Below are 24,952 nucleotides of genomic sequence, written 5' to 3'. Positions count from 1 at the left end.
GCCGGCCGGCGGCTGTCCCGCCGGCGGCGGCTCGAACGCCGGCTGCCGCAGCACCGCGTCCTGGCCCGGCCCGGCGCCGGCCTGGTCGGCGTACGACGGCTCCGGCTCCGGCCGGGCGGAGACGCCGGCCTCGGGGCCGGAGCGGGCGGAGCCCGCCTCGCCGGGACCCGCGACCTCGGGCTCGACCGGGCCACCTGGCTCGGCGACGCCGGACGCGGCCGGGCTGATCTGCGTCGCGAGCCACAGCACGTCGGCGAGGTCCGTGGCGACCGGGGACAGCCCCGCCCGCCTGGCCGCCTCGGCCAGGTGCTCGACGACGCTCCGCCGGGTCATTACCGGTCGTCCGAACCGATCGACGAAAGCAGTGCCAACGCGACCTCGCGTCGCGTCCCCGCATCCCCGTCGAGGCCGGCCGTCGCCAGGTAGACGGCGTTCAGCAACTGGTCCGTCGGCACCGGGACTCCGGCGTCGCGCTGACTCATGAACCGGCTGAACACCAGTTCCGCCCGGGCCAGTGGCTCCTCGCCGAGCTGGGTGCGCACGATCATCGCGAGCTGCTCCGGGCTGGGTTCGCTGATGGTGACCTGGATGCAACGGCGTTTGAAGGCCTCCGGGAAGGCCCGTTCCCCGTTGCTGGTGATGATGATGACGGGGAACGCCCGGCAGCGGACCCGGCCGCCGGGCACCAGGGCGCTGCCACCGTCGTGGGTGAACAGCCGTACCGGCTCGTCGAGTTCCTCCCGGGTCAGCTCGGGAATCGCGAACTCCCCCTCCTCCAGCACGTTGAGCAGGTCGTTGGGCAGGTCGATGTCGCCCTTGTCGAACTCGTCGACGAGCAGCACCCGCGGCCGGTCCCGGGCGATCAGGGCGGTGCCCAGCGGGCCGAGCGTGATGAACCGGCCCGCGCTGGTGTCCGGCGGCCCCGGCTGTCCGAGCCGGCGCAGGTTGGCCTCCTGCAGCCGGCCGATGGCGTCGTAGCCGTAGAGGCTCTGCTGCAGCTGCGACCGGCTGGTGACCGGCCAGGACAGGACGGGACCGAGGCCGAGCTCCCAGGCGATGCTGAACGCCAGCGAGGACTTGCCGGTTCCCGGGCGGCCGGTCACCAGCAGCGGGCGGCGCAGGTACATCGCGGCGTTCACCATGTCGACGACCGAGGCGTCCGCCCGGTAGTTCGCGGCTCGCTCCTCCGCGCCCGGTCGCGCCGCGTTCAGGGGCACGTCGGCCGGCGCCGGCTCCAGCACCTCGCCGTCGAAACTGCGCCAGGGCGGCGGCTCGGGCAGCAGGTCGATCCTGTCGTGGCGTACGCCGTCGCCCCGGTAGATGTGCCAGCCGGTATCCGTCATGTCAGTCTCTCCTTCTCGGCGGTCCGAGGAAGCGGGACGCGAATGGGTCTCGTCGGTCGTAGTCGCAGGCCATGATGGAGACGTGGGCCGCGAACGCCATCTCGCCGCGCTCGCCGTCGTCACGCCACCGCGTCACATAGTCCGACAGCTCCCGCACCGGCACCCGGTCCAGCAGTCCCTGTACGGCGGCGTGGAACTCCACCTCCATCGACACCTCCCGCAGCCAGATGACATAGGCGACGCCGGCCTGCAGCGCGGCGGCGAACGCATCGGGCGGCGCGAGTTCCCGCTGGCGTGGCGGCGGGCCGCCGAGCACCAGCGCGAGGCTCTCGGCGGACTGCAGGCCACGGTAGACCTCCCGGGCGGGCACCGTGTCACCGCCGGCGATGTACCGCATGACGTGCGAGCCGACGGTCGGCTGGCGGCGCGCCATCGTCCACTTGCGCTCCCACTGCGGCCACAGGCTCCGTTGCCGCATCCGCTCGAAGCTGCGCAGGATCACCGGATAGCGCTCGAACGGCTCGGTCAGCAGCACCCGCGGCACCACGATCTCCACGGAGAGCCGCCCGTCCCCGCCGTGCGTGCCGTGCACGTCGTCCAGCAACTCGTCCAGGGCCGCGTGCACGGCGGCGAGCCCGAGCGGCTTGTCGTGGGCCGCCAGCATCCGCCGGCGGCCGTCGGCGTCCAGCACCGCCGAGAGCAGGAACCGGTCGCCGGGCCGCAGGGCGTCCGGCGCGAGCTGGATGGTCAGCACGGGAGCCGCCGGGGGCGCGGCGCTCGCGGCCAGTGCCCGGCGGACCTCCTCGACGACCGGCCGGGACATCCGCAGCCGCGCGGCGACCCGGTCGGTCCACGACCACAGTCCCGCCCGGACCGGGTCGTCGGTCACGGCGGCCACCTGCTCGGCGAAGGTGAGGACCCGCGGCAGGCCGCCCGGGCGGTGTGTCATTCCCTCGAGGGCCCGGACCAGCCGGTCGAGCCCCGTCGGTGGCGCCTCGGCGGTCGCCGGCCAGGGCACGGTACGCCGGTACGCGAGGCGCAGCCGATCGGCGGGCACCGTCGCGAGCAGCTCCACCAGGTCACCGCGTTCGTGGCCGGCCAGCAGCCGTTCCGGGGAGACCAGCTCGACCCGCAGGGAGAGCAGACCCACCTCCGGCCCGACGGCGGCACCCAGCGGGAAGTCCTTGACCAGCATCCGCAGCGAGCCCGGGACGGCCCGGCAGGCGCCGAGCAGGGCCTCCGCGTCGGCCGCCGGATCGAGACTGGGCGACACCTCGATCGGCACGCCGAATTCCGCCCGCATCCGGCGGCCCACCGCATCCAGATAGAGCCGCCGAGTGCGGGCGTCGCGGAAGTAGGGGATGCCGACCAGGGCATCTCGAAGATCGGCCAGGGTCGCCGGGCTCAGCTCCTCGGGCGGCTCGGGGCCGGCAAGCAGCGTCCGGACCAGGGCGGAGTGGTTCGCGACCACCGCCATCGGGATCATCCAGGTGACCGATCGGCCGGATGCAAGCCCCGACGTCGCCACGATGCCCACCACCGCGCCGGTGGACTCGTCCAGCACGCCGCCGCCGCTGAAACCCGGTTCGATGGCGACGCGCGGGCCGCCCACCCGCACCAGCTCCGTCGCTGAGCCGGCGCTCTCCCCTATCAGGACCTGCGCCCAGATGCCGTCCGGGGTGTCCGGCGGCTGCCCGTAGACGCTGGCGGGCCGGGCACCGCCCGGCGGGGCCGCGCCCACCCGTGCCGGTGCGACGTCGGCGGCGAGCGGCCCGTCTATCGAGAGAAGTGCGACGTCGTCCGCCGCGTCCGGTGACCAGCTGTCCGGCAGGACGGTGCCGGACAGCCGGTGCTGTCGTTTCGACCGGGGAAACGTGAGCACGAAGGACCCGGCCGGCGGCTCGGGGCCGGCACCGAGAACGTGGGCGCAGGTCAGGACGTGCCGGTCGGTGATCAGGACGCCGGAACCCCGCACCCGGCCGGACTCGTCGGCGATCCGCACCTGCCACCCGTCGAGCCTCGCCCGAGTCGGGGCGTCGTCCGTCCCGGTCGGACTCACCAAGGGCCGCCGACCGGTTTCCGGGCCCGGAGAAGCAGTGACATTCGCTGCCTCCCACTCCGGCGATTCGATCAGCGAATTGTAGTACCGCGGTCGCGTAGCGAATACTACGAAGTTCGCCGACGGGGCGGTATCAGCCCTCTGTCCGACGGGCTGCGCCGGTCGTAGTCGCAGACGATCATCGACACCTGCCGGCCGAGACGATCACCGGTGGTCCGCCAGCCGGCCAGCTCGTACGGCAGATCCCGGATCGGCATCTCGCTCGCCGCCCGCTGGACGGCTCGCCGGAACTCCTGCTCCCGCGCCGGGTCCCGCAGCCAGAAGACGTACGGGATCCCCGCCTGCAGGGCCGCCGCGAGCGGGTCGTAGGGCTGCAGCTCGGCCTGCCGTGGAAGCGGGCCACCCAGCACGAGCGCGAGCTTGTCGTCGGCGCTCAGCTCCTCGAAGATCCGCCGTGGGTCGGTCCGGTCGCCGCGTCCCAGGTAGAGCAGCGCCGCCGCGTCGGGTCTGAGCTGCCCCTGCGCGAGACGCCACTTGGCGGACCACTGCGGCCAGGTGCGGGGCTGCCGCAGACGCTCGTAACTTCGCAGGGTGACCAGGAACTCGTCGCCGATCGGCAGCCCCAGCGGGCCGGTCGACGCCCACTCGCTCACCGGCTCGGTGATCAGGACCCGCGGCAGGACGAACTCGACCGCCATCCGGCCCTGCTCCGGATCGACCTCGGAGACCACCTCGTCGAGCAGGGCGTTGACGCGGTGCCGCACGTCGTCGAGCCGTTGCGGGTCGTCCGAGCTGGCCACCGAACGCTGCTGCCCGCCGTTGTGCAGGACGGCCGAGAACAGGAAGCGGCGATGCGGGTCGATCGCCCACGGCGCGAGGCTGACGGTGAGGATCGCGGACACCGCGGTGAACCGGGGGTTCGGCCCGGCCGGCGCGGTCAGGCGGCGCGGCATGAGGCGGTTGAGGACCCCGCTGTCGATCAGCGCGAACGGCCGGTCCTCCGCCACCGCGTCCGGGCTCGTCCCCTGAGCGATCAGGACCCGGATCGGTTCGAGCCCCGGCGCCCGCCGCCCGCTGTCGATCCGGCGGGCGACCCGGATCAGCACGTCCACCGTGTCCGCGGCATCGCCGCGACCCAGGTTACGCAGGAGCTCCTCGCGGGCGCCCGGGATGAAGGAGTAGGTCTCGGGGTCCTCGTCCGAGGGGCGCAGAAGCCTGCTCAGCACCACCTCGGCGATGTCCGTCGGCGCGGACCGGCCCAGCACGGTCTGCTGGAGCAGGTGCATGACGGGGAGCGCGGGTGTGGTGATGGCGACGCAGCGCATCAGCCGGATGGCGCCGGCCGAGGCCGCCGCCACGAAGCGCCGGACCAGCTCTTTCACGTCCGTCGTGGTGTCGTCGCCGGGCGGCGACGGCAGGGCTTCGGCCGGCGACAGGTCGATGACCGCGGCAGGCACCAGTGGCGTTCCGCCGGCCACCATGGTGGCCCACCGAAGCAGCGCGGCCGGAGTCATCTCGATGACCGGCGCCACCGCCCGGTGCGCGGCGGAATCGGCGGCGGCCTGGGCGACGAAGATCGACGTCGAACTGGGCGCCCCCGGCGCCGGGGGCGTCAGCCGTCCGATCGAGACCGGTGCCGAGGTTCGCGCCCAGAGCCGCTCGGGCAGCGGCTGAAGGACGGCGACCGGGCCGCCGCGGGCGAGCGCCAGCAGCGTCCGCTGGGCCGGGCCGTGCCACTGCCCGCCGCAGCAGTCGCTGAACACCAGGGTGACCCGCCGTCCAGGGGAGAACGGGGAGCCGGACGCGCGTCCCCGGACCGGCCGGCCCGCGCCGTCCTCGGCACGGTATTCGCGCAGGGTGCCCTTGGCGTCCAGGGCCAGCGTGGTCACCGTGCCGAAGAACCCGGTCTCGGTGCACGCGCCGGCGAGATCGGCGACCATCCGGTGCCACATGACCATGGACTCGCTCGTATCGACGACGAGCAGGAGATCGAAGGCCCGCCGGGCGCCGGGGCGCAACACCGGAAGCCACGACGATCCGGCCAGGGAGCGGCGCGCGGCGAGGTCCGCGGTGGCGTCCTCGTCGAACACCGGGCGCACCGGGTCCGGGATCCACCGCCGGAACGGACGCAGCGCCCGCTGCAACGCCAGCCTGCGGACCAGGGCGGGGGCCGGCGAGATCCGCACGGTAGTGCCCTCCCGGCCCGGCCGGGGTCGCCGGGACGCCAGGTAGACCGGCGTCGCCTGCGCGGCGGCCTCGGCCGGGGGCGGCCTGGAGGAGACGACCTCGGACCCGGCCGCGGCCGGCGGTGCCCGGTCCGGCGGGGCGGAGGGGGCCGCCGGGCCGGCGCCTTCCTGCGGCCCGGGCAGGAACCGCGCCAGCCAGACCAGGTCCGCGAGGTCCTGCGGCGCGGCCGCGAAGCCGCACTCCTGGAGCGCGACGCGGACCTGGTCAATATTCCGGGTCATCGGGGAATCCGGGCGACAGGTAGGGCATCATGTCGGCCGCCAGCGCGGCACGGTCCTCCGCACCGGTCACGTTGGTCAGGTAGATGGCGTTCAGCAGCTGGTCGGTGGCGAGCTCACCGCTGGATCGGCGGGTCAGGAACCGCTGGATGATGTCGTCGCTGCGGGTGACCATGTCGGGCAGGTGCGCCGCCACGATCTCGGCCAGCTCCTCCTTCGTCGGCTGTCCGAGGTCGACGGAGATGCACCGGCGCAGGAACGCGGGCGGGAACTCCCGCTCGCCGTTGCTGGTCATGATCACCAGCGGAAAGCTCCGGCAGCTGACCCTGCCGTCGACGATCGGCACCCGCCGGGACCCGGACGCGTCCAGCACCTCGGCCTTGCGGGTCGAGGCGCGGACCAGCTCCGGAATCTCGTAGCAGCCCTCCTCGAAGATCGACAGGAGATCGTTCGGCATGTCGAGATTGCTCTTGTCGAGCTCGTCGATCAGCAGCACCCGCGGGACGTCGCAGGGCAGCAGCGCGGTGCCGAGCGGGCCGAGCCGCAGGAAACGGCCGATCTCCTCCGCCCGGTCGGGATCCTGTCCGGCCTGGTCACCGGCCGCACGCAACCGGCCGAGCGGGTCATAGGTGTACAGGCCGTCGCGAAGGGTGGTCTGGCTGCTGACCGACCAGCGCAGGACGGGGCCGAGGGAGAGCTCGTAGGACACCGCGTACGCGAGGCTGGTCTTGCCGGTGCCCGGCGGCCCGGTCACCAGCAGCGGACGGCGCAGGTAGAGGGCGGCGTTCACCTGCTGCACCGTCCGGGACCGCGGCCGGTAGGTGGTCGCCCGCGCGATGTCCGCGTCATCCGTCATCGGCTCGGGCGGCGGCAACGGCGGCTTTCCACTGAAGCGGCGCCACGGCGGCGGCTCGGGCAACCTCGTGATGCCGTCGTGCGGAAGCCGACTGGCGCGGTAGATCTCCCACTGCTCCGGCATGTTCTCCAGCCTCTTGTCGGGGTCGGCCTCTGGTCACGGCCGGTAGCGCGCCATGCCCAGGCGCGACACCTGCCGCCGGGACACCGCGGGTTCCCATAGCAGCGTCATCGATCGGAACGGGTGCGACTCGTCCGCGCCGGCCTCGCTGCGCAGCCTCCACAGCAGGCCGGGCAGGTCGGCGGCGCGCAGCGGTCCCCCCGGGCCGGTCATCTCGTCCCGAAGCGCCCGCTGGAAGGACGTGCCGTGGCAGGGCAGGCCGGAGGGGCAGTCCCCGCGCGCGCAGGTCCGGCGCCGCCACACGGCGGCCGGGACCCCGTTGGCACCGAGCGCCAGCAGGGCGGGCGCGCGGGGCTGGCGGCGAAACCCGACGAGCACCAGTTCGGGCCGTCCGGCCAGGGTCGCATCCAGCCGCCGCTGGTCCAGGGCGTGCAGGCAGTCCGTCCACAGGACGCCGTCGTCGTCGAGGCCGGCGGAGGACAACCGTTGGGTACGGGCCTGGTGATCGCGCGACGGGGCCGCGGAGCGTGACCGGCTCTGGTCGCGCACCACCACCGGATACCGCCACCCGAGCTCGGTGCCGCCGGGCCTCAGCCGCCACCTCTCCACCGGTTTCGCGAGCCAGCGGGCCGGCAGGACGAACTCCACGAGCACGTCGGTCGCGGGCAGGATGCTCTCCTCGATGACGCCGAAGAGCAGACCCTCCACCGTCGCCCGCACCCCCCGCTGCGGCACCACCTCGCGGAACGCCTCGTCGAGCAGATCGTCGGCCGACCAGAGCTGGACGCTGAGCATGGCCTGATCGACGCCGGCCGTCGCGGGCCCCACCGAGACCGAGACCACCACCGGTCCGGCCGGCGCGGCGGCCTTGCCGGGCTGGTGCTCGGTCCACCAGCGGCGCAGGTCCGCGCTCGCCCCGGCGTGCTCCGTCGCGGCGTCGATCTCCCGGCAGAACGCGGCGAGCGTCCCCGCGATCCGATCATCGCTGTCGAAGGCGAACAACGACTCGGCCAGGTGTGCCGCGATCTGGTACGCCGAGGCGTCCCCGGCCAGCCGCGACGAGTCGAGTTCGGGGCCTCCGGTCGCGAGGAGCGCCCGCGCCGCAACGCCCCGCGCCAGGCCGGCGTCGATCCCGGCCAGCATGGCGCGAAGGTCACGGTGCAGCCGGGGCGTCAGCGGGCCGAGCGGCACGTGCTCCAGCAGCCCGGGCCAGTGCAGTGCGAGCCGCCGCGACGGCAGCATGAGCGATATCCGCTCACGGGGGTCGGCGCTGGTCACCATGCCGACGACCGCACCGGTGTCGCGGATCGTCACCGCGCTGCCGCTGTAGCCGTGCTCGACCGCCGGGCCGAACGACGTGTTGCTCTCCAGCTGGATCCACTCCTCGATCGGCAGCAGCCTCGACGAGACGTGCACCAGCGCCACCCGGGAACGCTCGTCGCGTCTGCGCCGGGGGAAACCCAGCACGGCCAGGTCGGCCGGCAGATCGAGGGCGTTCTGCGGGGCGAACGCGGCCGGTTCGAGCCCGACCGGCGAGGGTAGCTCGAGGACGGCGACGTCGCCGTGGTCGTCGCCGCCCGGCCGCCAGCCGCCTCGCGCGATCACCCGGGCCCGCTGATCGTCGAGGCCGGTGCCGGCCGAAAAGCGGACCGTCGGCTCGGCCATCCCGTCGACGACGTGTGCGCAGGTCATCACCGTGTCCGCTGCGATGAGGAAGCCGGCCGCCCCGGAATCGGGGTCCGCCGCGTCGAAGACGCGGACCGGCCACTCGGCTGGCTCGCCCCTCACGTGTCGTTGTTCTTGGCCCAGGTGAGTTTGACCTTGAAATGCGCCTCGGTGGACGCCTTCGCCAGGACGGCGCCGGCCTGCGCGGTGAGCTTGATCCCGAACTCGACCTCGATCTCGTCCGGGTCGGCGCCGCCCTCGCGGAAGACCTTCAGGGCGCTCTGACCCGCCTCCTGCATTTCCAGGAGCACCGCTTCCAGCCGTCGCTTGGTATCGAAGATGACGTTCCGGCGATCGACCAGCTCGTATCCCGGGTCCTGGTCGCCGACCTCGACGACGAGGCTTCCGGTGGAGGTCTCGAAGCGCATCAATTCACTCAAGGGCACCTCACGTCGGACCGTGCTGGACAACATCCGCGCCGATCGCACGCTACCGGACCTTCTCGTGGTCACGCCATGCCCAAACAGCCGCGGGGACACCTCCGGGTGGACATCGCCACCGTCGCGGTCGGACTGGGATCCTGACAGCGGAGGGGCCTGCCGGCGCGCCCCTTCGGTGGGGCGCGCCGGCGCGCGGGGTCAGTGTGACAGTGGGAGCACCACTCGGGAGACGCCCAGGCGGACGCCGACCTCGGTGCCGGCCGGGTATCTCAGGGTGTGGTCACGGTCGGTGGAGATGAGCACCAGGCCGATCCGGTGGCCCGCGGCGAAGACGTGGTCCTCGGTCTGCAGGTTCCAGGTGAACGTGTATGCCTTGCCGGCGCGCACGGGCGTGGTGTGCGCGGCGGAGAGCCGGTTGCGCACGTCGATCCAGCCCCGGGTGACGATCTCGGAGGGCGTCTGCGCGGTCACGTACTCCCGGCGGTTGAAGCAGCCCGGGTCACCGGGGATGCCGGGCCCGACGCAGTCCTGCACCGTCAGCGACCGCAGCGCCGCGTAGCGGTCCGCGACGCCGTAGTCGACAAGCAGCGCGGTCAGATAGGGCGATCTGCCGGCCAGGTCGGCCCGGATGGTCACCCTCGGCGTGCCGGACAGGCGGGTCTCGCGGGTGAGCGGCTCGGAGAGGTACGCCAGCCTGTTGGGGTCGGCGCTCGACTCGTTGTCGGCGAGCTCCTCGGGGGTCTGTGCCGGGTCGTCCACGAAGGACTGCCGCGGTCCGGGCGACGGCCGGGTCGCCAGGCCGGACTCCGACGGGAACAGCGCGGTGGGCCGCGTGCCCGGTACGGGCCAGGTGCTCGAGGTGCGCCAGACGTTCGGTGCGACCTCGACGTCCGCCATCGGCTCGCGCAGGATGCCGGTGTCGATCTTGTAGAGCCACTGGTCGAACCAGCGGTGCAGGGTGCTCAGCCACTCGGCGCGGCGTACGTTGAAGGGGTCGGTGTGCCCGGCCTGATGCAGCCAGATCTTGCGCGGCACGTGCCGGCGGGCCAGGGCGTCCCACCACTGCCCGGCCTGGATGGTGCGGACGTTGTCGTCGTGCAGGCCGTGCACCAGCAGCACGCTGGCGCGCACCTTGTCCACGTCGCGCAGGTAGTTCCGCTCGGCCCAGTAGCGGCTGTAGTCGCCGGTCTCCCGGTCCTGGTCGCGTTCCAGGGCCGCCATCACGCCGGCGCAGGCCTCCGGGTTCGCCCGGGTCAGCACCGCCTTGGCGAGCACGTCGGTGTCCTCGCCCTGGAAGCCGCCGGGTGCCACGACCCCGCCGTTCGCCCGGTAGTAGTCGTACCAGCTGGAGATGCCGGCGATCGGCACGATCGTCTCGAGCCCGCGCACGCCGGTCGCGGCGACCGCGTTCGGCAGGGTGCCGTTGTAGGAGACGCCGATCATGCCGGTGCGCCCGGTCGACCAGTCGGCCCGTACGGGTGCGCCGGCGGCGTCGAAGCCCGGCGCGCGACCGTTGAACCAGTCGACGACGGCCTTCATGCCGAGGGTCTCGTTGCGCCCGCCGGAGGTGGGGCAGCCGTCGGAGCCGCCGCTGCCCAGGCTGTCGGCGAAGACCACGGCGTAGCCGCGCGGGACGAAGTAGTTGTCGAGGTAGCCGGCGAAGACGATGGACTCGGCCGCGCGGTCCGCGCCCGGTGCGGCGCCGCGGCGCGCCGCGGCCGCGTCCCGGTCGACGTCGTCATGGTTCGGTACGTCGTTGAGCCCGGCGTAGTAGGGGCTGGCCTGGAAGATCACCGGCACCTTGGCGTCGGTGCGGGGCCGGATGATCCGGACGGCCACCCGGTCGGGCCGGCCGTCGGAGTCGCTGTCGACCTGGGTCTGCACCCAGATCTGCTCGCGGATGGCCTGACCGTAGTCGTAAACCGGTTCGGTGCCTCCGGCGGCCGGTGCGGCCTGTGCCACCGCGGCGGTCGCCAGGATCGTGAGTGCGGCGGTGGTGATGGCGGCGAGGGTGTGCGCCACTCTTCGGACGGATCGCATCGGGCGAGACTATCGCCTGCCATCGATGCGTGGGGGGTGTTCCGGGCACTTGGCGCGGCGGTCAGCGGCCGCCCGGCGCCGGCCCGTGGCGGCGGCTCGGATAGTTGGCGATCACCACGCTCCGGGCCCACCGCATGCGGTTCGCGGCGGTCTCCGGGCTCTCGCCGAAGCCGTACGCCATCTGCGAGGCGCAGCCGCGCACCCCGCCGTAGGTGCGGACGGCGCACTGGATCGCGCGTCTGATGTCCGCCGAGGTCGGCTCGGAACCGGTTGGCAGTTCGCTGGTGAACAGGGCCTCCGCACGGGCGGCCGTGAAGATTTCCATGCTTTTCATCGTGCTGCTCCTCGGCTGGAAGGTTCTACCTCGAGGATGCGACGGCTGCGCAAGGGTGTCCTCCGGTGACCTCCCTGAGCCGGCCCCCGGTTTCCGCGCCCGCCGCCTCGGGGCCGGGCCCCTACGTGGACTCACAGCTGGTGTGTCCAGAGGACGACCAGGACGGTCGCGAGGAGCGGGACCAGCAGCGTCACCGCGATCACCCAGCCGGCCGGGCGCGGGCCGTCCAGGGACCGGGTCAGCCGCTGGTGAACGGCGGCGATGCCGGCCAGCGCGGCCAGGGCGGCGACGGCCATCGGCACGCCGACGAGGAAGTGCACGATCCAGGCGCCGGCCCGGCTCGGGCCTCCCCACGATGTCGTGTAGGGACCCTGGTCCACGATGCCGTAGAGCACCCCGCGCAGCACAAACAGCACCATCATGCCCAGCGCGGGCAGGGCCGCGGCGCCGAGCAGCACGCTCGCCGCCGCGTGGCCGAGGATCTTCGCCGGGCCCGGCCGCCCGGGCGGGACCGGCGTGCCGCCGAGCAGGCCGGTGCGCAGGCCGCGCCACCAGCCCGCCGTCCGGGGGCCGTCGAGCGGCCCGGCCACCAGCGACACGATCCCGAGCGGAATCAGCGTCGCGCAGTAGAGCAGGGCACGCCCGGCGAATCCGGCCCCGCGGCGAATCCGGCCGGGCCTCGAGGAGCGGTCGAGCACGGTAGAGGTGTCGTTCATGATGACCCCCGCAATCCCGGAGAGGTGAGACCTCTCATCCTGCCGCCGGGGCGGGGCCGGATCGATCGTGCTACCACGACACCTCGCGGTGCGGTCTCCCGAACCGTGGACCGAGCCCGGCGCCGGACGTCCTGGAGACGCCCGGCGCCGGGGCACCGGGAGAAGGCCGCCTCAGCCCGGGGGACGGCCGGCCAGGAAGGCGGCCGACTGCTCGAATATCTGTGCGGCGTCCCAGTCCACCGTCGCGATGTGACCGCTGCGCGCCAGCGGCACCTCGGCGACGCTCGGCGACCGGACGCCGTGCCGGACGATGTCCAGCGAACGGACGCCGGCCTCGCCGTCCGCCAGGGAGCGGAACGCCAGGATCGGCTGGGTGACGGACGGCAGCCGCCGCCGGGCGTCGGCCTGGAGCCGGATCAGCTCGTGGACCGCCTTCAGCGGGATCCGGCGGTAAGGCTGGTAGTCGACCGACGGGTCCTTCACCTGCCGCCCCTCGTTGGGGATGCTCGGCACCACGTGTTTCAGCAGGGGCAGCAGCGGGAGCAGCGGGTTGGTCAGGGTCAGTGCCGGGTTGACCAGCACGACGTGGCTGACCTCGGGACGGGTCGCGGCCAGATGCAACGCCAGGGCGCCGCCCATGGAGAGGCCGATGACGGCCACCGGCCCCTCGCCGGAGACCGCGTCGACGGCCTGCGACGCGTCCTGGCACCAGTCCCGCCAGGTCACCGACCGCAGGTCCGCCCACTCGCCGCCGTGACCGCGCAGCACCGGGACCGTCACCCGGCGCAGCTCGGGCTCCAGCGCCCGGGCGAACGGTTCCATGCTCGACGGCGACCCTGCGAAGCCGTGCAGCAGCACCGCCGAGCCGGCCGGCGGGCTCGTCACTGCCATCCCGGCGCCACCCCCCGCGGTCCCCCGGCGCGCGCCTCGACCAGCGCCGCCTCCCGCAGGATGCGCCACTCGCTGCCGTACGGGCCGCCGAGCATGGCACCGATCGGCAGGCCGTCCGCCTCGTGCACCGGGATGCTCACCGCCGGCATGCCGGCGATGTTGTACATCGGCGTGAACGGCATGAGGCGGGTCATGGCGGCGAAGTTCGCCTCCTCGTCCGCGTCGGCGCGGAACACCCCGCGCCGCTGCGGCGGCTGGGCCAGGGTCGGCGTGACCAGCAGGTCGACCGTGCTGAACACCATCTCGTCCAGCATCCGGGCCACGCCGCGAAACATGGTCAGGCACTCGTGCAGGCGTACCCCGCCGACCCGCCGGCCGCGGTCTCGCATCCAGCGGGTGAACGGCGCGAGCGAGTCCTCGTCCTCGACCTCGAAGGAGGCCGCGACCACCGACCAGGCGTCGCGGAAGGCGTCGGCGACGGCCACGTCCTTGCCGAGTTCGATCGGGATGACCTCGTGACCCGCCGACGCCAGGCTCGCCGCCAGCTTCTCGGCGGCGGCCCGGCACTCGTCGGCGACCTCCAGATCGGGCACCATCGGCTCGATCGCCAGCCCGATCCGCAGCGGCCCGCCGGGCTCCGAATAGGGCCGGGAGGCGATCGAGTCGCCGTGCATCGGGCCGGCGATCGTGCCGAGCAGGGCGGCGGCGTCGAGCGCGGTGCGGGCCAGCACCCCGGGCACCGACAGCCCGGTAGGCGCCGGGTCCGACGGGCCGTTGCTGACCGCGCCGTTGCTCGGCCGCACGCCGACCAGCCCGCAGCACGAGGCGGGGATCCGTACCGACCCGCCGGCGTCCGTGCCCAGCGCGACGGGCGCGAGCCCGGCACTCACCGCGGCCGCCGAGCCGCCGCTGGAGCCGCCGGGTGAGAATTCCGGCCGCCACGGATTCGCGGTGTCGCCGCCGACCAGGTTCTCGGTGTAGCAGGGCAGCGCGAACTCCGGCAGGTGGGTCTTGCCCAGGATCGGCAGGTGGGCCCGGCGCAGCCGGACGACCACGTTGTCGTCACCGACCGCCTCGTCTCCGCGGTCGGCGCTGCCCCAGCCGGTGGGCACGTCCTCGACGTCGATGTTGTCCTTGACCGCCACCGGAACCCCGTGCAGGGCGCCGACCCCGTCCGGCCCGGCGGCGGCCAGGAACTCGTCGGCCCGGCGGGCCTGCTCGAGCGCCGGCTCCCCGGTCACCGTGGCGAAGGCGCCGAGCCGGCCGTCGAGCCGGGCGATGCGATCGAGGTGGTGCAGGGTGACCTCGACCGAGGTCACCCTGCCGGCTCTGATGAGGCCGGCCAGCTCGCCGGCCGACAACTCGTGCAGGACTGTCACTCGGTCTTCCCCTCGGCGCGTTCGGCGTTCGGCGCCCTCCGCAGGGCCGAGAGCCGGGCGATCAGGCGGCGCTGCCAGTTCTCGTCGTGCTCGGCGGCGAGGCCCTGCTCGATGGTGTCAAGGTAGGCGGCCAGGTTCGCCGGCACCACCCCGGCGAACGGGATCGCCGGCACGGGCAACAGGTAGCTGGACCACATCAGCGAGGTCCGGGGCAGCTCCGGCTTGGTGCCGGCGACGACGAGCGGGTCGAACCCGATGAGCCGCAGGTGGCGCAGCGCGCCGTTGGCCCGGCTGTCGCCGATCATCAACGGCCGGCCCATCGGGAGCACGGACCGGCCGAGCGCGAGGATCAGGTGCCACGGCACCCGCTCGTGCGCCGGGCCGGGCGGCACGTCGCCGGCCCGGACGAACCGCTTGATCTCGAAGACCTCCCGCGTGGTGAGTCCGCCGCCGGCGAACGGGCTCAGCAGGTCGACGTCGTGCGCGCCCTCGACCGGAAAGCGGCTGCGGCCGGGGTCGTCGAGCCGGCGCGGCAACACGTCACGCGTGCCGAGCAGGCCGACGTAGCCGAGGATCCGGCCGTCCGCATCGAGCACGACGGTGTGCACGACGGTGGCGTCCGGCGGCTCGGCGAGCAGGGCCGTCGTCCGGGCCAGCTGGGAGCTCATCAGCGACAGGTCGACGAACTCGGCCAGCCGGAACCCGAACACCGCCTGCAGGTGACGCTGATCGACGGTGTCCGAGCTGAATCCGATGGTGGTGAGCCCGTCGCCGAGCCCCTCGATCCGGCTGAGCGCCTTGGCGCCGACCGTGGACGGCAGGTCCGGGAATCGCAGCGAGCGGTGCAGCGCGACGAGGGCGCGGGCGTACTCGGTGTCCAGGTCCCCGTTCCGGCTGTCACCGGCCGGGGCTATCAGGTCAGAGGTCGTCATCGTCATCGTCATCCCGGTACAGGCAGTCCGTGATCGACAGGGCGAGCGCCTCCGGCGTGCCCTCGAAGATGCGGGTGCCGAACGAGTCGCGCAGCACCTTCTCCATGCCGTAGGACCGCATGTAGCCGCGCGAGCCCATCAGCGCCACCGCCGTGCTCGCGGTGTCGATCGCCACCCGGTCGGCGAAGAGCTTGGCCATCGCCGGCTCCCGCTCGGGCGCCGGCAGCTGGGTGTCGACAAGCATCGCGGCCCGCTGGTAGAGCAGCCGGGCGGCGTCGACGCCGACCGCCATGTCGGCCAGCCGCCGGGCGGTCATCTGGTGCTCGCGCAGCAGCTTGCCGCCCTGCACCCGCTCACCGGCCCAGCTCACGGCGGTCTCGAAGGCGTGCCGCGCGATGCCGGTCGATATCGCCGCGACCGACGAGCGCGCCATGTTGCCCTGCGCGACGTTGATCGCCGTGCCCTGGCACTCGCCGCCGACCAGGTCGTGCGCCGGGATGCGGACGTTGTCGAACCACAGCTCGCTGCCGAGGCAGTTGCGGTAGCCCATCTTGTCGAGCACGTCGCCGCGGCGTACGCCGGTGGCGTCCAGCGGGACGACGACGCAGGTCAGACCGGTGGCGCCGGGGTGTGGCTCCAGGTTGGCGTACACCGCGGCGAAGGCCGCGACCGCGCCGTTGGTGATGAAGCGCTTGTGTCCGTTGAGCAGGTAGCCGTCCCCGTCGCGCCGCAGCGTGGTGCGCATCCGGGCGTCGGGGAAGTGCTGCGGGATGACCAGGTCGGTGCCGGCCTCCTCCTCGGCGACGGCGTTGCAGGCCAGCATCGCCCGCGGGCCGGAGAAGCCCGACAGGTAGCGCTCCTGCAGGCCGGGGTCGCCGGTGAGCAGCACGGGCGTCTGACCGAGCATCGTGGCGCCGAACGCCAGCGCGATGCCGGGATCGGCCGCGGCCAGCTCCTCCATGGCCATGGCCAGCCCGAGCACGCCGACGCCGAGGCCGCCGAGTTCGCGCGGCAGCAACGCCCGGGTCAGGCCGATGTCATGGCCGGCCTGGATGACCTCCCAGTCGAAGACGTCGGCCGCCTGCTGGTCCAGCTCGACCGCCCGCGGGGCGAGGACGTCCTGTGCGAACGCCCGCACCTCGTCGACGAACTGCTGAACCGGACGCGGAACGCGGTCGAAGTTGAGATCGGGATCGGCTTCGAACGTCTCGACCGTCGCGGTCACTTGGCGGCTCCGTCGGTCAGGCCGTGCGCGGCGACGAGGTGCGGGTACTGGTCGAAGGCCGGCTGCAGGATCGGCACGAGCTCCAGCACCTTGGCGACCTTGCCCTTGATGCGCACCTTGCCCATCGCGACGGCGGCGGGCATGAGCAGCGTGCCGAGCCAGAGCCGGTGTGCGGTGTCGCAGCTCATCTTGATCGTGATGGCGGCGTCCTCCGGCGCGTCGTCGCCGAAGCGGACCTCACCCGGTGCGACGTGGATGACGCAGTCGGGCTTGACGTGCACGAGCCGGACGGTCAGGTCGGCGGCCCGCATGCGCTCGGTGAACTGCTCGTCGGCGGCCAGGATCTTGAACAGCTCGCCGAACACCGCGTACGCGGTTTCCGAATCTGTGTACGTTGACACGAAGAACCTCCCCGTTGATTCCTGATGGATGTGGTGCGAAAAACGTCGCGAGGCGAATCGACTAGCGCCGGAAGCGGTTGCGCTGAACGGCAAGGAGCAGGGCGGCGACCTCGAGCGGCTGCCGCAGCCGGTCGCCGAGGCGGTGGCGCAGCGGCGCCGTGAGGGCGTGCACGTCGACGGTGGCGGACGACGGCGTCGGCCGGCCCGTCACCAGCCGTGCCGTTAGGGTCGCGGCGATCACCCCGAACATGTCGGCGGCCTGCACCAGCTGGGGGAAGGTGAACTCCTCCTGCCGCAGCCCTCGCCGGATCAGGGCGATGAGGTCGCGCGGCACCTTGCCGGCCGGTATCAGCCGGGCGAGCAGGCCCCACATCGGCATCTCGCCCAACTGGGCGCGGGTGACCGCCCCGTCGAAGATCTGCCGCTCGGTGCGGTAGTCGTAGACCCGGACGTACTGGGTGGCGGACATGTCCCAGCCGGTCATCAGCGGCAGCCGCCGCTCACGGACCCGCTCGTGCAGCAGCCCCTTGGCCCGCAGGCCCGACGGCATGGTGACGTCGACCCCGTCGATCACCACCTGCACGTCGTCCAGCATGCGGTCGACCGTCTCGTCGGTGACGCCCTGCTCGAAGACCTCGACCGCGACGTGCGGGTTGATGGCCCTGGCCCGCTCGGCCGCCACCGCCGCCTTGTTGCGGCCGAGATCGTCCACGACGGCGTTCTGCCGGTTGAGGTTGGTCAGCTCGTATTCGCCGGGGTCGGCCAGCACGAGACGCCGGAATCCCAGCCGCACCAGCGGCTCCACCGCCGCTCCGCCGATCGAGCCGCAGCCGGCGACGAGCACCTTCGCCGAGCCGATCCGCGCCTGGTCGACGGCGCCGATCACGCCACGGTTGCGGGCCACGAAGACGCGCTGGAACTCCTCCGGGGACAGCGCCCGCGCCGCGGCGGGCGTCGTCACCTCCTGGTCGGGCAGCAGGTCGGTCACCGCGCCTCCCCGGTCAGGGCGTCCTCGGCCACGACCTCCGCCGCGGGCGTTCCGCCGACCCGGTTCGGCACCCAGGCGAGCGTGGTGAGCACGCCGAGCAGCAGCACGCCGATGCCGATCCAGAGGGTGACGTGCATGGCGTCGACGTAGGCGTCGCGGGCCTGCTCGGCCAGCATCAGTGCCCGCCCGCCCGCGGCCTGGCCGCTGTGGGACAGGGTGAGCAGTGTGGCGCCGAGCGAGTCGCCGGCCCGCTCCCGCAACGGCTCCGGCAGCGCGTTGAGCACCCCGTCCGCGTCGTTGCGGTAGGTCATCGACAGCACCGACCCCATGACGGCCACGCCCAGCGCCGCGCCCACCTGCCGGAGCGTGTTGTTGACCGCGCCGCCGACGCCCGCCTTGTCTGCCGGGACGGCGGTCATCACCAGCGTGGTGGTGGCGCCCATGACGAGGCCCATGCCGAGCCCGGCCACGAACAGGCTCGCCTCCAGCTCCCAGAGCGGCGAGCTCGCGGTGGCCAGCAGCAGGCCCGCGAAGGAGGCCGCCAGCAGCAGCAGCCCGACCGACACCGTGGGCCGGAAGCCGTACCGGCGGACCGCGCCGGCGCTGCTCACCGCCGAGATGACGCTGCCGACGGCGACCGGCAGCAGGATCAGGCCGAGCTGCAGCGGCGAATGTCCCAGCACGAGCTGCACGTAGAAGACGAGCAGGAAGGTGCCGCCGGTGAGCGCGAAGAACGCGAGCGACACCGCGGTCGTCCCGCCCGCGAACGGCGCGCTGCGGAACAGGCTCACGTCCAGCACCGGATGTGCCGTCCGGCGTTCGACCAGCACCAGCGTGATCACCAGGACGATGCCGAGCGCGATCGGGCCGGCGGAGGCGAGGGCGAACCAGTCGTTGTCCTCGCCGGCCCGGATCACTCCGTAGACGATGGAACCGATCGCGGCGGTGGACAGCAGCAGGCCGGGCAGGTCGAGGTGGAACCGCGCGGCGGAACGCGACTCCGGGGCGGCCACGAAGAGCAGACCGATGCAGGCGATCGCCACCGGCACGTTGATCAGGAAGACCGAGCCCCACCAGAAGCGCTCGAGCAGCGCGCCGCCGATGATCGGGCCGAAGGCCACCGACACTCCGCCGAGCGCCGCCCAGATGCCGAGGGCCTTGCCCTGCTCCTTCTCGGGCACCGCGTTCTTGATGATCGCGAGGGTGGTCGGCGGCACCACCGCGCCGCCGATGCCCATGATCGCGCGCCACAGGATCAGCGAGTTCGGCGTGTCCGCGAACGCCGAGAACGCGGACGCCACGGCGAAGATCGCCAGGCCCACCGCGAGCGTGCGGCGCCGGCCCCACCGGTCGGCGATCACGCCCGCGGTGAACATCAGCGAGGCGTAGACCAGGATGTAGGAGTCCACCGCCCACTGCAGTTCGGAGTTGTCGGCGCCCAGATCCCGCTGGATCGCCTGCAGTGCGACGTTGAGGATGGTGTTGTCCATCATCACCATCAGGAAGCAGGCCCCGAGTACCGCCAGTAGCAGACCTTGCCTGTTGGGCCTCGTCGTCATTGTCGTCGCAGTCCTTCTCTAGTCGATGCTGAACGAACCGAGACGCCCGACCGTCGCCCGGTCGCCGTCGGAGGTGAAGATCGGCCGGTGCACGCGCGAGCTCGGCAGCCGCCCGGCGCTCGATCGGCGAAGGTCGGGAACCCCGAAGGAGCGCCGGAGCCAGCGGTCCTGACCGTCGTAGCGCGCCGAGAAGCCGGTGCGCCCGTGCACCGCCTTGTCGTTGTCGATGATCAGCAGGTCGCCGGCCTCCATCACGTGGCCGACCAGGTTGGCCAGCATGGCCCGGCGCAGGCTGTCGAGTGCCCGCCGGCCCTCCGCGTCGTCCGAGACCATCGCGTGGAAGTCGACGCAGAGGTCCGGATCGGACGGCGAGCCGGTCAGCACCGGAGCCGGGCTGGAGTAGACGTCCTCGCGGTCGCCGACGAACGAGCTCGCGAGGCGGATGCGGTAGAGCGGGCGGGCCAGCACCGCACGGGTGCCGCCGTCCAGCGCGACCAGCGAGCGGCCGATCCCGCTCGCCAGGGTCAGCGCGACGTGATCGTGGTCGGGCCGCAGGCCGAACAGGCTGATGAACCGCGGCCGTTGCGGGTGGAAGCCGTCCTCGGTGTGCAGCTCCAGGAAGCAGCTACCGGAGTTCTCCTGGCGCTTCTCCGCGCCCTGCACCGGCGACACGTCCTGGATGATGCGACCGGCCTTCTCGTCCGCGTACGAGATGACGTCGCCCACGATGTTCATCACCGCGAGCTGGGTCATCGAGGCGACGCTCAGCCGCTGCCAGTCGTCGAAGTTGCCCTCGTCCGGGGTGAGCGGCAGCGGGTCGTCGATCGGCAGGTTGCGCAGCAGCAGGGCGCCGTCGGAGTTGCTGCGGTAGCGGAACTCGGTGAGCGCGTGGACGAGTCGCTCGGGACCGTCGCGCAGCAGGCGCAGCTGGCAGTCCACCATCAGATCGCCGTTGTCCAGATGTGTGCCCCCCGGACGCGCGGCGTGCCGTTCCCCCAGCCTGACCGCCACGTCGCGCAGGCATTCCCGCTCCTCGTCGCTCAACACGAGCGCCGTATCGGCGGCCGCCCCGATCGGCCAGGAGCGGCCGTCGGCGTCGGTAACCGCAGACTGCTCAACAGTCACAACCGTTCCCCCATGACAGTTAGTTGATCCATGACAGTTGCCTGTCTTGGATCCGGACTCTAACTCAATGGTGGGCACTGTCAGCACCGGCGAACACGGGTTGTCGGCAAACGGTCACGCGAGTATCTGGGGCCGCGCCCGGCGAGCCCTTAGATCAACATCGAGAAAGCCAGCTCCGGTCGCTCGCCGTCGACGGATCCGGGGGCGGATCAGGGCACTATGAATCAAGTCACTCGTTGACTGAGCCCATTAACGTGGCCCGGGCGGCAGCGCCCGGCGGAGGTCGACGGGCCGGATACCTCCGGCCCGAGGCCAGGTTGAATTGCCCACTACGAGGGCGATGTGGCTGGTGAACGCCGGGCAACGGTGGAGCAGGAGCGCCCGGAGGCGCCCCGCCGGACCGCGGGTCAGGACGCGGCGCGATCCACGGCGGACGCGGGCGCCGGGTCGTCGAGCGCGATCCGGGCACGCTCCAGCAGCCTGCGCAGGGTGGCAAGCTCGGCCGCGGTGAACTCCGCCTCGTAACGCTTGTCGACCGCGCGGGCCGCCGCGTCCGCCTTGGCGAGCAGGGCCCCGCCCCTGCGGGTCAGGGTGATCGCCATGACCCGGGTGTGGATCGGCACCGGCATCCGCTCGGTGAGGCCGCGCTGCTCCAGCGTGGCGGTGACCACGCTCATCGACTGCGGCGTGACCCGGCACAGGCGGGCGAGCTGCGCGCTGGAGACACCCGGGTTGCAGCGCAGCATCAGCAGGGCCGTGTATTGCGTGACGGTCAGGTCGAACGTGGCCAGCGCCTCGGACTTGCGCGCGACCATCACGGACGAGGCGTGCTGCATCAGCGTGCTGACCCGCTCGTTAATCTCCTGTTGCCGCTCGGCGTCCGCTTTGCTCCTCGCCACGTGACCGCCTCCGCTCTCGCCATCCCGGATGTCCAGTGTCTCAGCAGTGCCCTCGAGCTGCGGCGCGACCCTTGCCCACGGCCGCCGCCGTGATCTCCGGCGGCCACCGAAGCCGCCGGGGAGCGGCAACTCACCACCATTTCGGCAAGTTTCGGCCATTACCACGCGGCAGGTAGCATCTGCAGCGAGAGGGCGGGCGGAAATCGCCCACAGGCACCGGAAAACGTTTTCAGGAATTCGAAACACGGAGGAAACACTTGTCAAGTGCTTCGATGGATGGCTCGTCGTCGCAGAAGTCTCGGGGACGCAGGTCCAGGACCGACGCCGGCGGCGGCGCGGTCACGCTGCGGGACGTCGCCAAGCTCGCCGGCGTGTCGGTGGCGACCGCGTCGAAGGCGCTCAACGGCCAGCCCCAGGTGCGCGCCGAGACCCGCGCCAGGGTCGTCCGCGCCGCCGAGCAGCTGTCCTTCTCCCCCAACACGCTCGCCCAGGGGCTGATCACCCAGCGCAGCGGGACGGTGGGGCTGCTGACCTCCGACCTCGAGGGCCGGTTCTCGATGCCGATCCTGATGGGCGCCGAGGACGCCTTCGGCGTCGACGAGATCTCCGTGTTCCTCTGCGACGCCCGCGGCGACAACGTCCGCGAGCGGCACCACCTGCGGGCGCTGCTCTCCCGCCGGGTCGACGGGCTCATCGTGGTCGGCGCCCGCCCCGACGCGCGGCCGTCGCTCGGCCGGGACCTGGCGGTGCCGGTCGTCTACGCCTACTCCCCTTCGGCGGACCCGCGGGACCTGTCCCTGGTGACCGACAACGTCGGCGGCGCCCGGATGGCGATCGACCACCTGGTCCAGTATGGCCGGCGGCGCATCGCGCACATCACCGGCGACGCCACCTACGGCGCGGCGCAGGACCGGGCCAGCGGTGCGGTGGACCGCCTGGCGGAGCACGGGCTCGAACTCGCCGGCGACCAGCCCTGGTTCGGCTCGTGGTCGGAGGCGTGGGGCCGCGGCGCCACCCGCATGCTGCTGCAGCGCTGCCCCGACCTCGACGCGATCTTCGCCGGCTCCGACGAGATCGCCCGCGGCGTGCTGGACGTGCTGCACCAGGAGAAGCTCGCCGTGCCGTCCCAGGTCGCCGTGATCGGCTTCGACAACTGGAACATCCTGGCCGCGAACGCGCGCCCCCCGCTGTCGACCATCGACCTCAACCTCGAGCAGCTGGGACGCCTGGCCGCGCAGCGGCTCTTCGCCGCCATCGACGGCGACGTGGGCTCCGGCGTGGAGACCGTGCCCTGCCGGCTGGTCACCCGCGAGTCGACGGCACCACTGGGCTGAGCCACCCGGGGACGACGGCGAACGGTTCCGGCCGGCGAACGGCAGCAGGCGCCGCATCCGCACCCCCGCCGCGCCAGGCCATTCATCATGATCCGATCGAGCAACTCGACGGCTAGGATCTCGGCAACCTGACGGTGGGAGGCGGGGTTCGGGTGGGTGCGAAGACTGCGTTGCTGGCGTTCGTCGACGGCGATCTGCCGACTGCGCTCAGGCGGGCCGGTGGGAGTGAACGATCCGGTGCCGCTGAGGCCGAAGCGGTCGTGCGGCGGCTGTCCCCCGGATACGAGGTGACGCCGATCCAGGAAGGGTCGCTCTCCGAGGACTGCTATCCACCCGACGACGTCGCCTTCGCCGCCGTGCTGCCGGGGGCTGTTCTGCTGTGCGACAGGCGGCTCGTTTCGGTGGCTCCGTCCGAGTTGCCCGATCATCTGCTCGCGGAGGCGGCGGGCCGGCGGATCCTGTTGCATTCGATGCACTCGGTCAGCGACGCTCTGACGTTCGCCGTGTGGGAGGGCGGCCGGCTGGTCCGCTCGCTGAGCGTTTCACCGGACACCGGGATCGTGGAGGACATCGGCGAGCCGTATCCGTTCGAGCGGCCGTACCTGGCGGGCGAGCACCCCGTCACGAACACGTTTCCCGGTCGCGGGCCGTATCCGTTGCCGTTTCATCCGCCGGCGCTCGGCGAGGAGGCGCTGCGCGCCCTGTTCGGCTTCGTCATCGAGGGCCGCCCGCGGCCGGACGACGTCGACACCGACGCGGTCGGCCTGTCCGGCTTCCGGGTCGAGGATCCGACGGGGCGTGAGCAGCAGGACCGGGAGCGGTTCCTGCGGGAGGCGATCAGCCGGATGGCGCCGCCGCGGAGGTACCGCAGGGGTGCGGACGGCAACATGCACGAGGCAGGCATCGAGGACCTGTTCTGATCGGCCTCATGCAGCGGACGCGTCGGCGCAGATGATTCCCCTGTTTCCGTCCTGGTCGGCGATCACGGTGAGGGAGGGCGCGCCGCTGTCGTCGACGACGGTCCCGCCCGCGGCGACGGCGGCGGCGATCCGTTGCCCGGCCACCTCCGGCGCCACATAGACCTCGATGTGGAACCGCTGGCCCGGGGGCCCGTGCTCGCCGGCGTCCCCGAACCACAGGTTCGGCACCCGGCCCGTGGCATCCCGGATTTCGTCGCCCGGGGTTCCGCGGCCCTGCGCCTCGGCGCTCCCGGTCAGCAGGGCGGCCCACACCGGGGCGATGGTCGCGGAGCGGGCCGTGTCGAGGCCCAGCTCGATGTCGCTGACCGAGGCCGGGTCGGCGGCGACCTTGTGGTCGGCGGCGATCTCGGTGATTCGTCGCGCGAGGTCGACGTCCTGCTGGGTCACCCATTCGACGACGTGTTCGGTGCCCTCGTCGTCGCGGTAGACGGCGTCGTCGCTCACCAGCTTGAGGTCGACGTATCCGGTGCCGATCGACGCGCGCGGGTGGTGGCCGAGCGCGTCGCCCGCCTCGCCTATCGCGGCGATGAATCGGGCGCCGGCGCCGAAGTCGGCAATCACGTAGCGGGCATGCAGTCCCTGTGCCAGCTTGCGCCAGTCGGTCAGGTTGGCCGCGGCTATCTGGTCGCCCTTCAGCATGTCCATGGACCGACAGCCTATCCCCGATTCAGCCCGCAAGGTTGCCGGGTACGGCGCCGTCTGCCGCGGATGGGGTCAGTCGCAGGCGACGCCGTTGCCGTCCTCGTCGAGCTTCTGGCGGTCGCCGCCGGCGACGCGGAGTTCCTCGAAGCCGTGTGCGGTGAGCCACGCACACCGGTCCGCCGTGCCGGCCGGGAAGGTCCACGGCACGCACTGGGTGATCGTGCCGTAATTGTGGTCGCAGCCGTCGACATTGGACGGCACATAATGGGTGCCGGTCGGCGACGGCAGCGGCCGCTGCGGGGGCACCCCCGGCAGTTGGGCGAAGCTCTGCACGAACGGCGCGGCGGTCGGCGCCGCGGGCGCCGGCTCCGGGACCGTCCGCTCCGGGGCCGTCCGCTCCGGGGCCGCCGGTGACGACGACGGCTGGGCGGGCGGGGACACCGGCGCGGTCGGGGCGGCGGGCCCGACGGCGAGCGGCCACGTGCTGTAGGCCGGCCGGGGCGCCGGGCCGGGGGCGGACCGCCCCCGCGCCGCGCAGAGCCAGACCCCCCCGGCCCGG

At 72.7% G+C, this 24,952-nt stretch carries 21 protein-coding genes and 2 pseudogenes; 2 read left to right on the top strand and 21 right to left on the bottom strand.

The genetic code is table 11. From position 1 onward, the window contains the following. From AB0F10_RS30795 to AB0F10_RS30705, 19 genes and pseudogenes are all read right to left on the bottom strand, one after another. Positions 1-333, bottom strand: a pseudogene (locus AB0F10_RS30795) (hypothetical protein); the annotation flags it as partial. Further along, the gene (locus AB0F10_RS30790) at positions 333-1,343 is read right to left on the bottom strand and encodes a MoxR family ATPase (protein WP_360632782.1); all 1,011 of its coding nucleotides are present in this window, start codon (positions 1,341-1,343) and stop codon (positions 333-335) included. The pseudogene AB0F10_RS30795 and the gene AB0F10_RS30790, both read right to left, overlap by 1 nt. A 1-nt stretch (position 1,344) precedes the next feature. After that, a complete protein-coding gene (locus AB0F10_RS30785) occupies positions 1,345-3,402 on the bottom strand; it encodes a trypsin-like peptidase domain-containing protein (RefSeq protein WP_360632779.1) in 2,058 nt (685 codons plus the stop codon). Positions 3,403-3,509: 107 nt separating this feature from the next. Further along, positions 3,510-5,870, bottom strand: a complete 2,361-nt coding sequence (locus AB0F10_RS30780; protein WP_360632776.1) for an SAV_2336 N-terminal domain-related protein — start codon at positions 5,868-5,870, stop codon at positions 3,510-3,512. Next, positions 5,854-6,846 carry a MoxR family ATPase gene (locus tag AB0F10_RS30775; protein ID WP_360632773.1) on the bottom strand — a complete coding sequence of 331 codons (993 nt, stop codon included), beginning with the start codon at positions 6,844-6,846 and terminating at the stop codon, positions 5,854-5,856. The genes AB0F10_RS30780 and AB0F10_RS30775 overlap by 17 nt, the downstream gene beginning before the upstream one ends. Positions 6,847-6,879: 33 nt before the next feature. Then, entirely contained in the window at positions 6,880-8,631 is a 1,752-nt protein-coding gene (locus AB0F10_RS30770) for a trypsin-like peptidase domain-containing protein (RefSeq protein ID WP_360632770.1), read from the bottom strand. Next, a complete protein-coding gene (locus tag AB0F10_RS30765; RefSeq protein WP_360632767.1) occupies positions 8,628-8,948 on the bottom strand; it encodes a CU044_2847 family protein in 321 nt (106 codons plus the stop codon). Before AB0F10_RS30765 ends, AB0F10_RS30770 begins: the two co-directional genes overlap by 4 nt. A 198-nt stretch (positions 8,949-9,146) precedes the next feature. Then, on the bottom strand, positions 9,147-10,988 hold the full coding sequence (locus AB0F10_RS30760; RefSeq protein ID WP_360632764.1) for a Xaa-Pro dipeptidyl-peptidase: 1,842 nt from the start codon (positions 10,986-10,988) through the stop codon (positions 9,147-9,149). A gap of 61 nt (positions 10,989-11,049) precedes the next feature. Then, positions 11,050-11,322, bottom strand: coding sequence for a hypothetical protein (locus AB0F10_RS30755; protein WP_360632761.1), 273 nt, complete (start codon positions 11,320-11,322; stop codon positions 11,050-11,052). 131 nt (positions 11,323-11,453) lie between these two features. Then, positions 11,454-12,038: a hypothetical protein gene (locus tag AB0F10_RS30750; protein ID WP_360632758.1), complete on the bottom strand. Its 585-nt coding sequence runs from the start codon at positions 12,036-12,038 to the stop codon at positions 11,454-11,456. Between the two features lie 171 nt (positions 12,039-12,209). Then, the gene (locus tag AB0F10_RS30745; protein ID WP_360632755.1) at positions 12,210-12,929 is read right to left on the bottom strand and encodes an alpha/beta fold hydrolase; all 720 of its coding nucleotides are present in this window, start codon (positions 12,927-12,929) and stop codon (positions 12,210-12,212) included. After that, positions 12,920-14,308, bottom strand: a complete 1,389-nt coding sequence (locus AB0F10_RS30740; protein WP_360632752.1) for an amidase — start codon at positions 14,306-14,308, stop codon at positions 12,920-12,922. Before AB0F10_RS30740 ends, AB0F10_RS30745 begins: the two co-directional genes overlap by 10 nt. After that, positions 14,305-15,240, bottom strand: coding sequence for a hypothetical protein (locus AB0F10_RS30735; protein ID WP_360632749.1), 936 nt, complete (start codon positions 15,238-15,240; stop codon positions 14,305-14,307). The genes AB0F10_RS30740 and AB0F10_RS30735 overlap by 4 nt, the downstream gene beginning before the upstream one ends. Next, a complete protein-coding gene (locus AB0F10_RS30730; protein ID WP_360632746.1) occupies positions 15,227-16,465 on the bottom strand; it encodes an acyl-CoA dehydrogenase in 1,239 nt (412 codons plus the stop codon). Before AB0F10_RS30730 ends, AB0F10_RS30735 begins: the two co-directional genes overlap by 14 nt. Further along, complete coding sequence (locus AB0F10_RS30725) at positions 16,462-16,866, bottom strand: SCP2 sterol-binding domain-containing protein (protein ID WP_360632743.1); 405 nt, start codon at positions 16,864-16,866, stop codon at positions 16,462-16,464. The genes AB0F10_RS30730 and AB0F10_RS30725 overlap by 4 nt, the downstream gene beginning before the upstream one ends. 61 nt (positions 16,867-16,927) lie before the next feature. Continuing rightward, entirely contained in the window at positions 16,928-17,854 is a 927-nt protein-coding gene (locus tag AB0F10_RS30720; RefSeq protein WP_360632740.1) for a ThiF family adenylyltransferase, read from the bottom strand. Next, positions 17,851-19,413: an MFS transporter gene (locus tag AB0F10_RS30715; protein WP_360632737.1), complete on the bottom strand. Its 1,563-nt coding sequence runs from the start codon at positions 19,411-19,413 to the stop codon at positions 17,851-17,853. The genes AB0F10_RS30720 and AB0F10_RS30715 overlap by 4 nt, the downstream gene beginning before the upstream one ends. An 18-nt stretch (positions 19,414-19,431) precedes the next feature. Beyond that, complete coding sequence (locus AB0F10_RS30710; protein ID WP_360632734.1) at positions 19,432-20,538, bottom strand: TauD/TfdA family dioxygenase; 1,107 nt, start codon at positions 20,536-20,538, stop codon at positions 19,432-19,434. Between the two features lie 407 nt (positions 20,539-20,945). Beyond that, entirely contained in the window at positions 20,946-21,437 is a 492-nt protein-coding gene (locus tag AB0F10_RS30705) for a MarR family transcriptional regulator (protein WP_360632731.1), read from the bottom strand. A gap of 272 nt (positions 21,438-21,709) precedes the next feature. Between AB0F10_RS30705 and AB0F10_RS30700 the strand changes: the two genes are divergently transcribed. Then, positions 21,710-22,771: a LacI family DNA-binding transcriptional regulator gene (locus AB0F10_RS30700; RefSeq protein ID WP_360632728.1), complete on the top strand. Its 1,062-nt coding sequence runs from the start codon at positions 21,710-21,712 to the stop codon at positions 22,769-22,771. A gap of 152 nt (positions 22,772-22,923) precedes the next feature. Continuing rightward, complete coding sequence (locus AB0F10_RS30695) at positions 22,924-23,691, top strand: DUF6928 family protein (protein ID WP_360632725.1); 768 nt, start codon at positions 22,924-22,926, stop codon at positions 23,689-23,691. 6 nt (positions 23,692-23,697) lie between these two features. On the opposite strand, the gene AB0F10_RS30690 is transcribed toward AB0F10_RS30695, so the two are convergent. Further along, positions 23,698-24,396 (bottom strand): VOC family protein, encoded by a 699-nt coding sequence (locus AB0F10_RS30690; RefSeq protein ID WP_360632722.1) that lies wholly within the window; start codon positions 24,394-24,396, stop codon positions 23,698-23,700. A gap of 69 nt (positions 24,397-24,465) precedes the next feature. Next, positions 24,466-24,952: pseudogene (locus tag AB0F10_RS30685) on the bottom strand (hypothetical protein); the annotation flags it as partial.

The sequence above is a fragment of the Actinoplanes sp. NPDC026623 genome (genome assembly GCF_040638275.1).
Classification (GTDB): Bacteria; Actinomycetota; Actinomycetes; order Mycobacteriales; family Micromonosporaceae; genus Actinoplanes.
The sequence above is the reverse complement of the archived record's forward strand: the minus strand, read 5'-3'. Positions and strand labels throughout refer to the sequence as shown.

Bases quoted from the DNA above. Each gene is read 5' to 3' on its own strand.
- AB0F10_RS30735 (WP_360632749.1), bottom strand. From the start codon at position 15,240: ATGACGACCTCTGACCTGATAGCCCCGGCCGGTGACAGCCGGAACGGG.
- AB0F10_RS30745 (WP_360632755.1), bottom strand. From the start codon at position 12,929: ATGGCAGTGACGAGCCCGCCGGCCGGCTCGGCGGTGCTGCTGCACGGC.
- AB0F10_RS30700 (WP_360632728.1), top strand. From the start codon at position 21,710: ATGGATGGCTCGTCGTCGCAGAAGTCTCGGGGACGCAGGTCCAGGACC.
- AB0F10_RS30760 (WP_360632764.1), bottom strand. From the start codon at position 10,988: ATGCGATCCGTCCGAAGAGTGGCGCACACCCTCGCCGCCATCACCACC.
- AB0F10_RS30715 (WP_360632737.1), bottom strand. From the start codon at position 19,413: ATGACGACGAGGCCCAACAGGCAAGGTCTGCTACTGGCGGTACTCGGG.
- AB0F10_RS30755 (WP_360632761.1), bottom strand. From the start codon at position 11,322: ATGAAAAGCATGGAAATCTTCACGGCCGCCCGTGCGGAGGCCCTGTTC.
- AB0F10_RS30790 (WP_360632782.1), bottom strand. From the start codon at position 1,343: ATGACGGATACCGGCTGGCACATCTACCGGGGCGACGGCGTACGCCAC.
- AB0F10_RS30690 (WP_360632722.1), bottom strand. From the start codon at position 24,396: ATGGACATGCTGAAGGGCGACCAGATAGCCGCGGCCAACCTGACCGAC.
- AB0F10_RS30780 (WP_360632776.1), bottom strand. From the start codon at position 5,870: ATGACCCGGAATATTGACCAGGTCCGCGTCGCGCTCCAGGAGTGCGGC.
- AB0F10_RS30775 (WP_360632773.1), bottom strand. From the start codon at position 6,846: ATGCCGGAGCAGTGGGAGATCTACCGCGCCAGTCGGCTTCCGCACGAC.
- AB0F10_RS30750 (WP_360632758.1), bottom strand. From the start codon at position 12,038: ATGAACGACACCTCTACCGTGCTCGACCGCTCCTCGAGGCCCGGCCGG.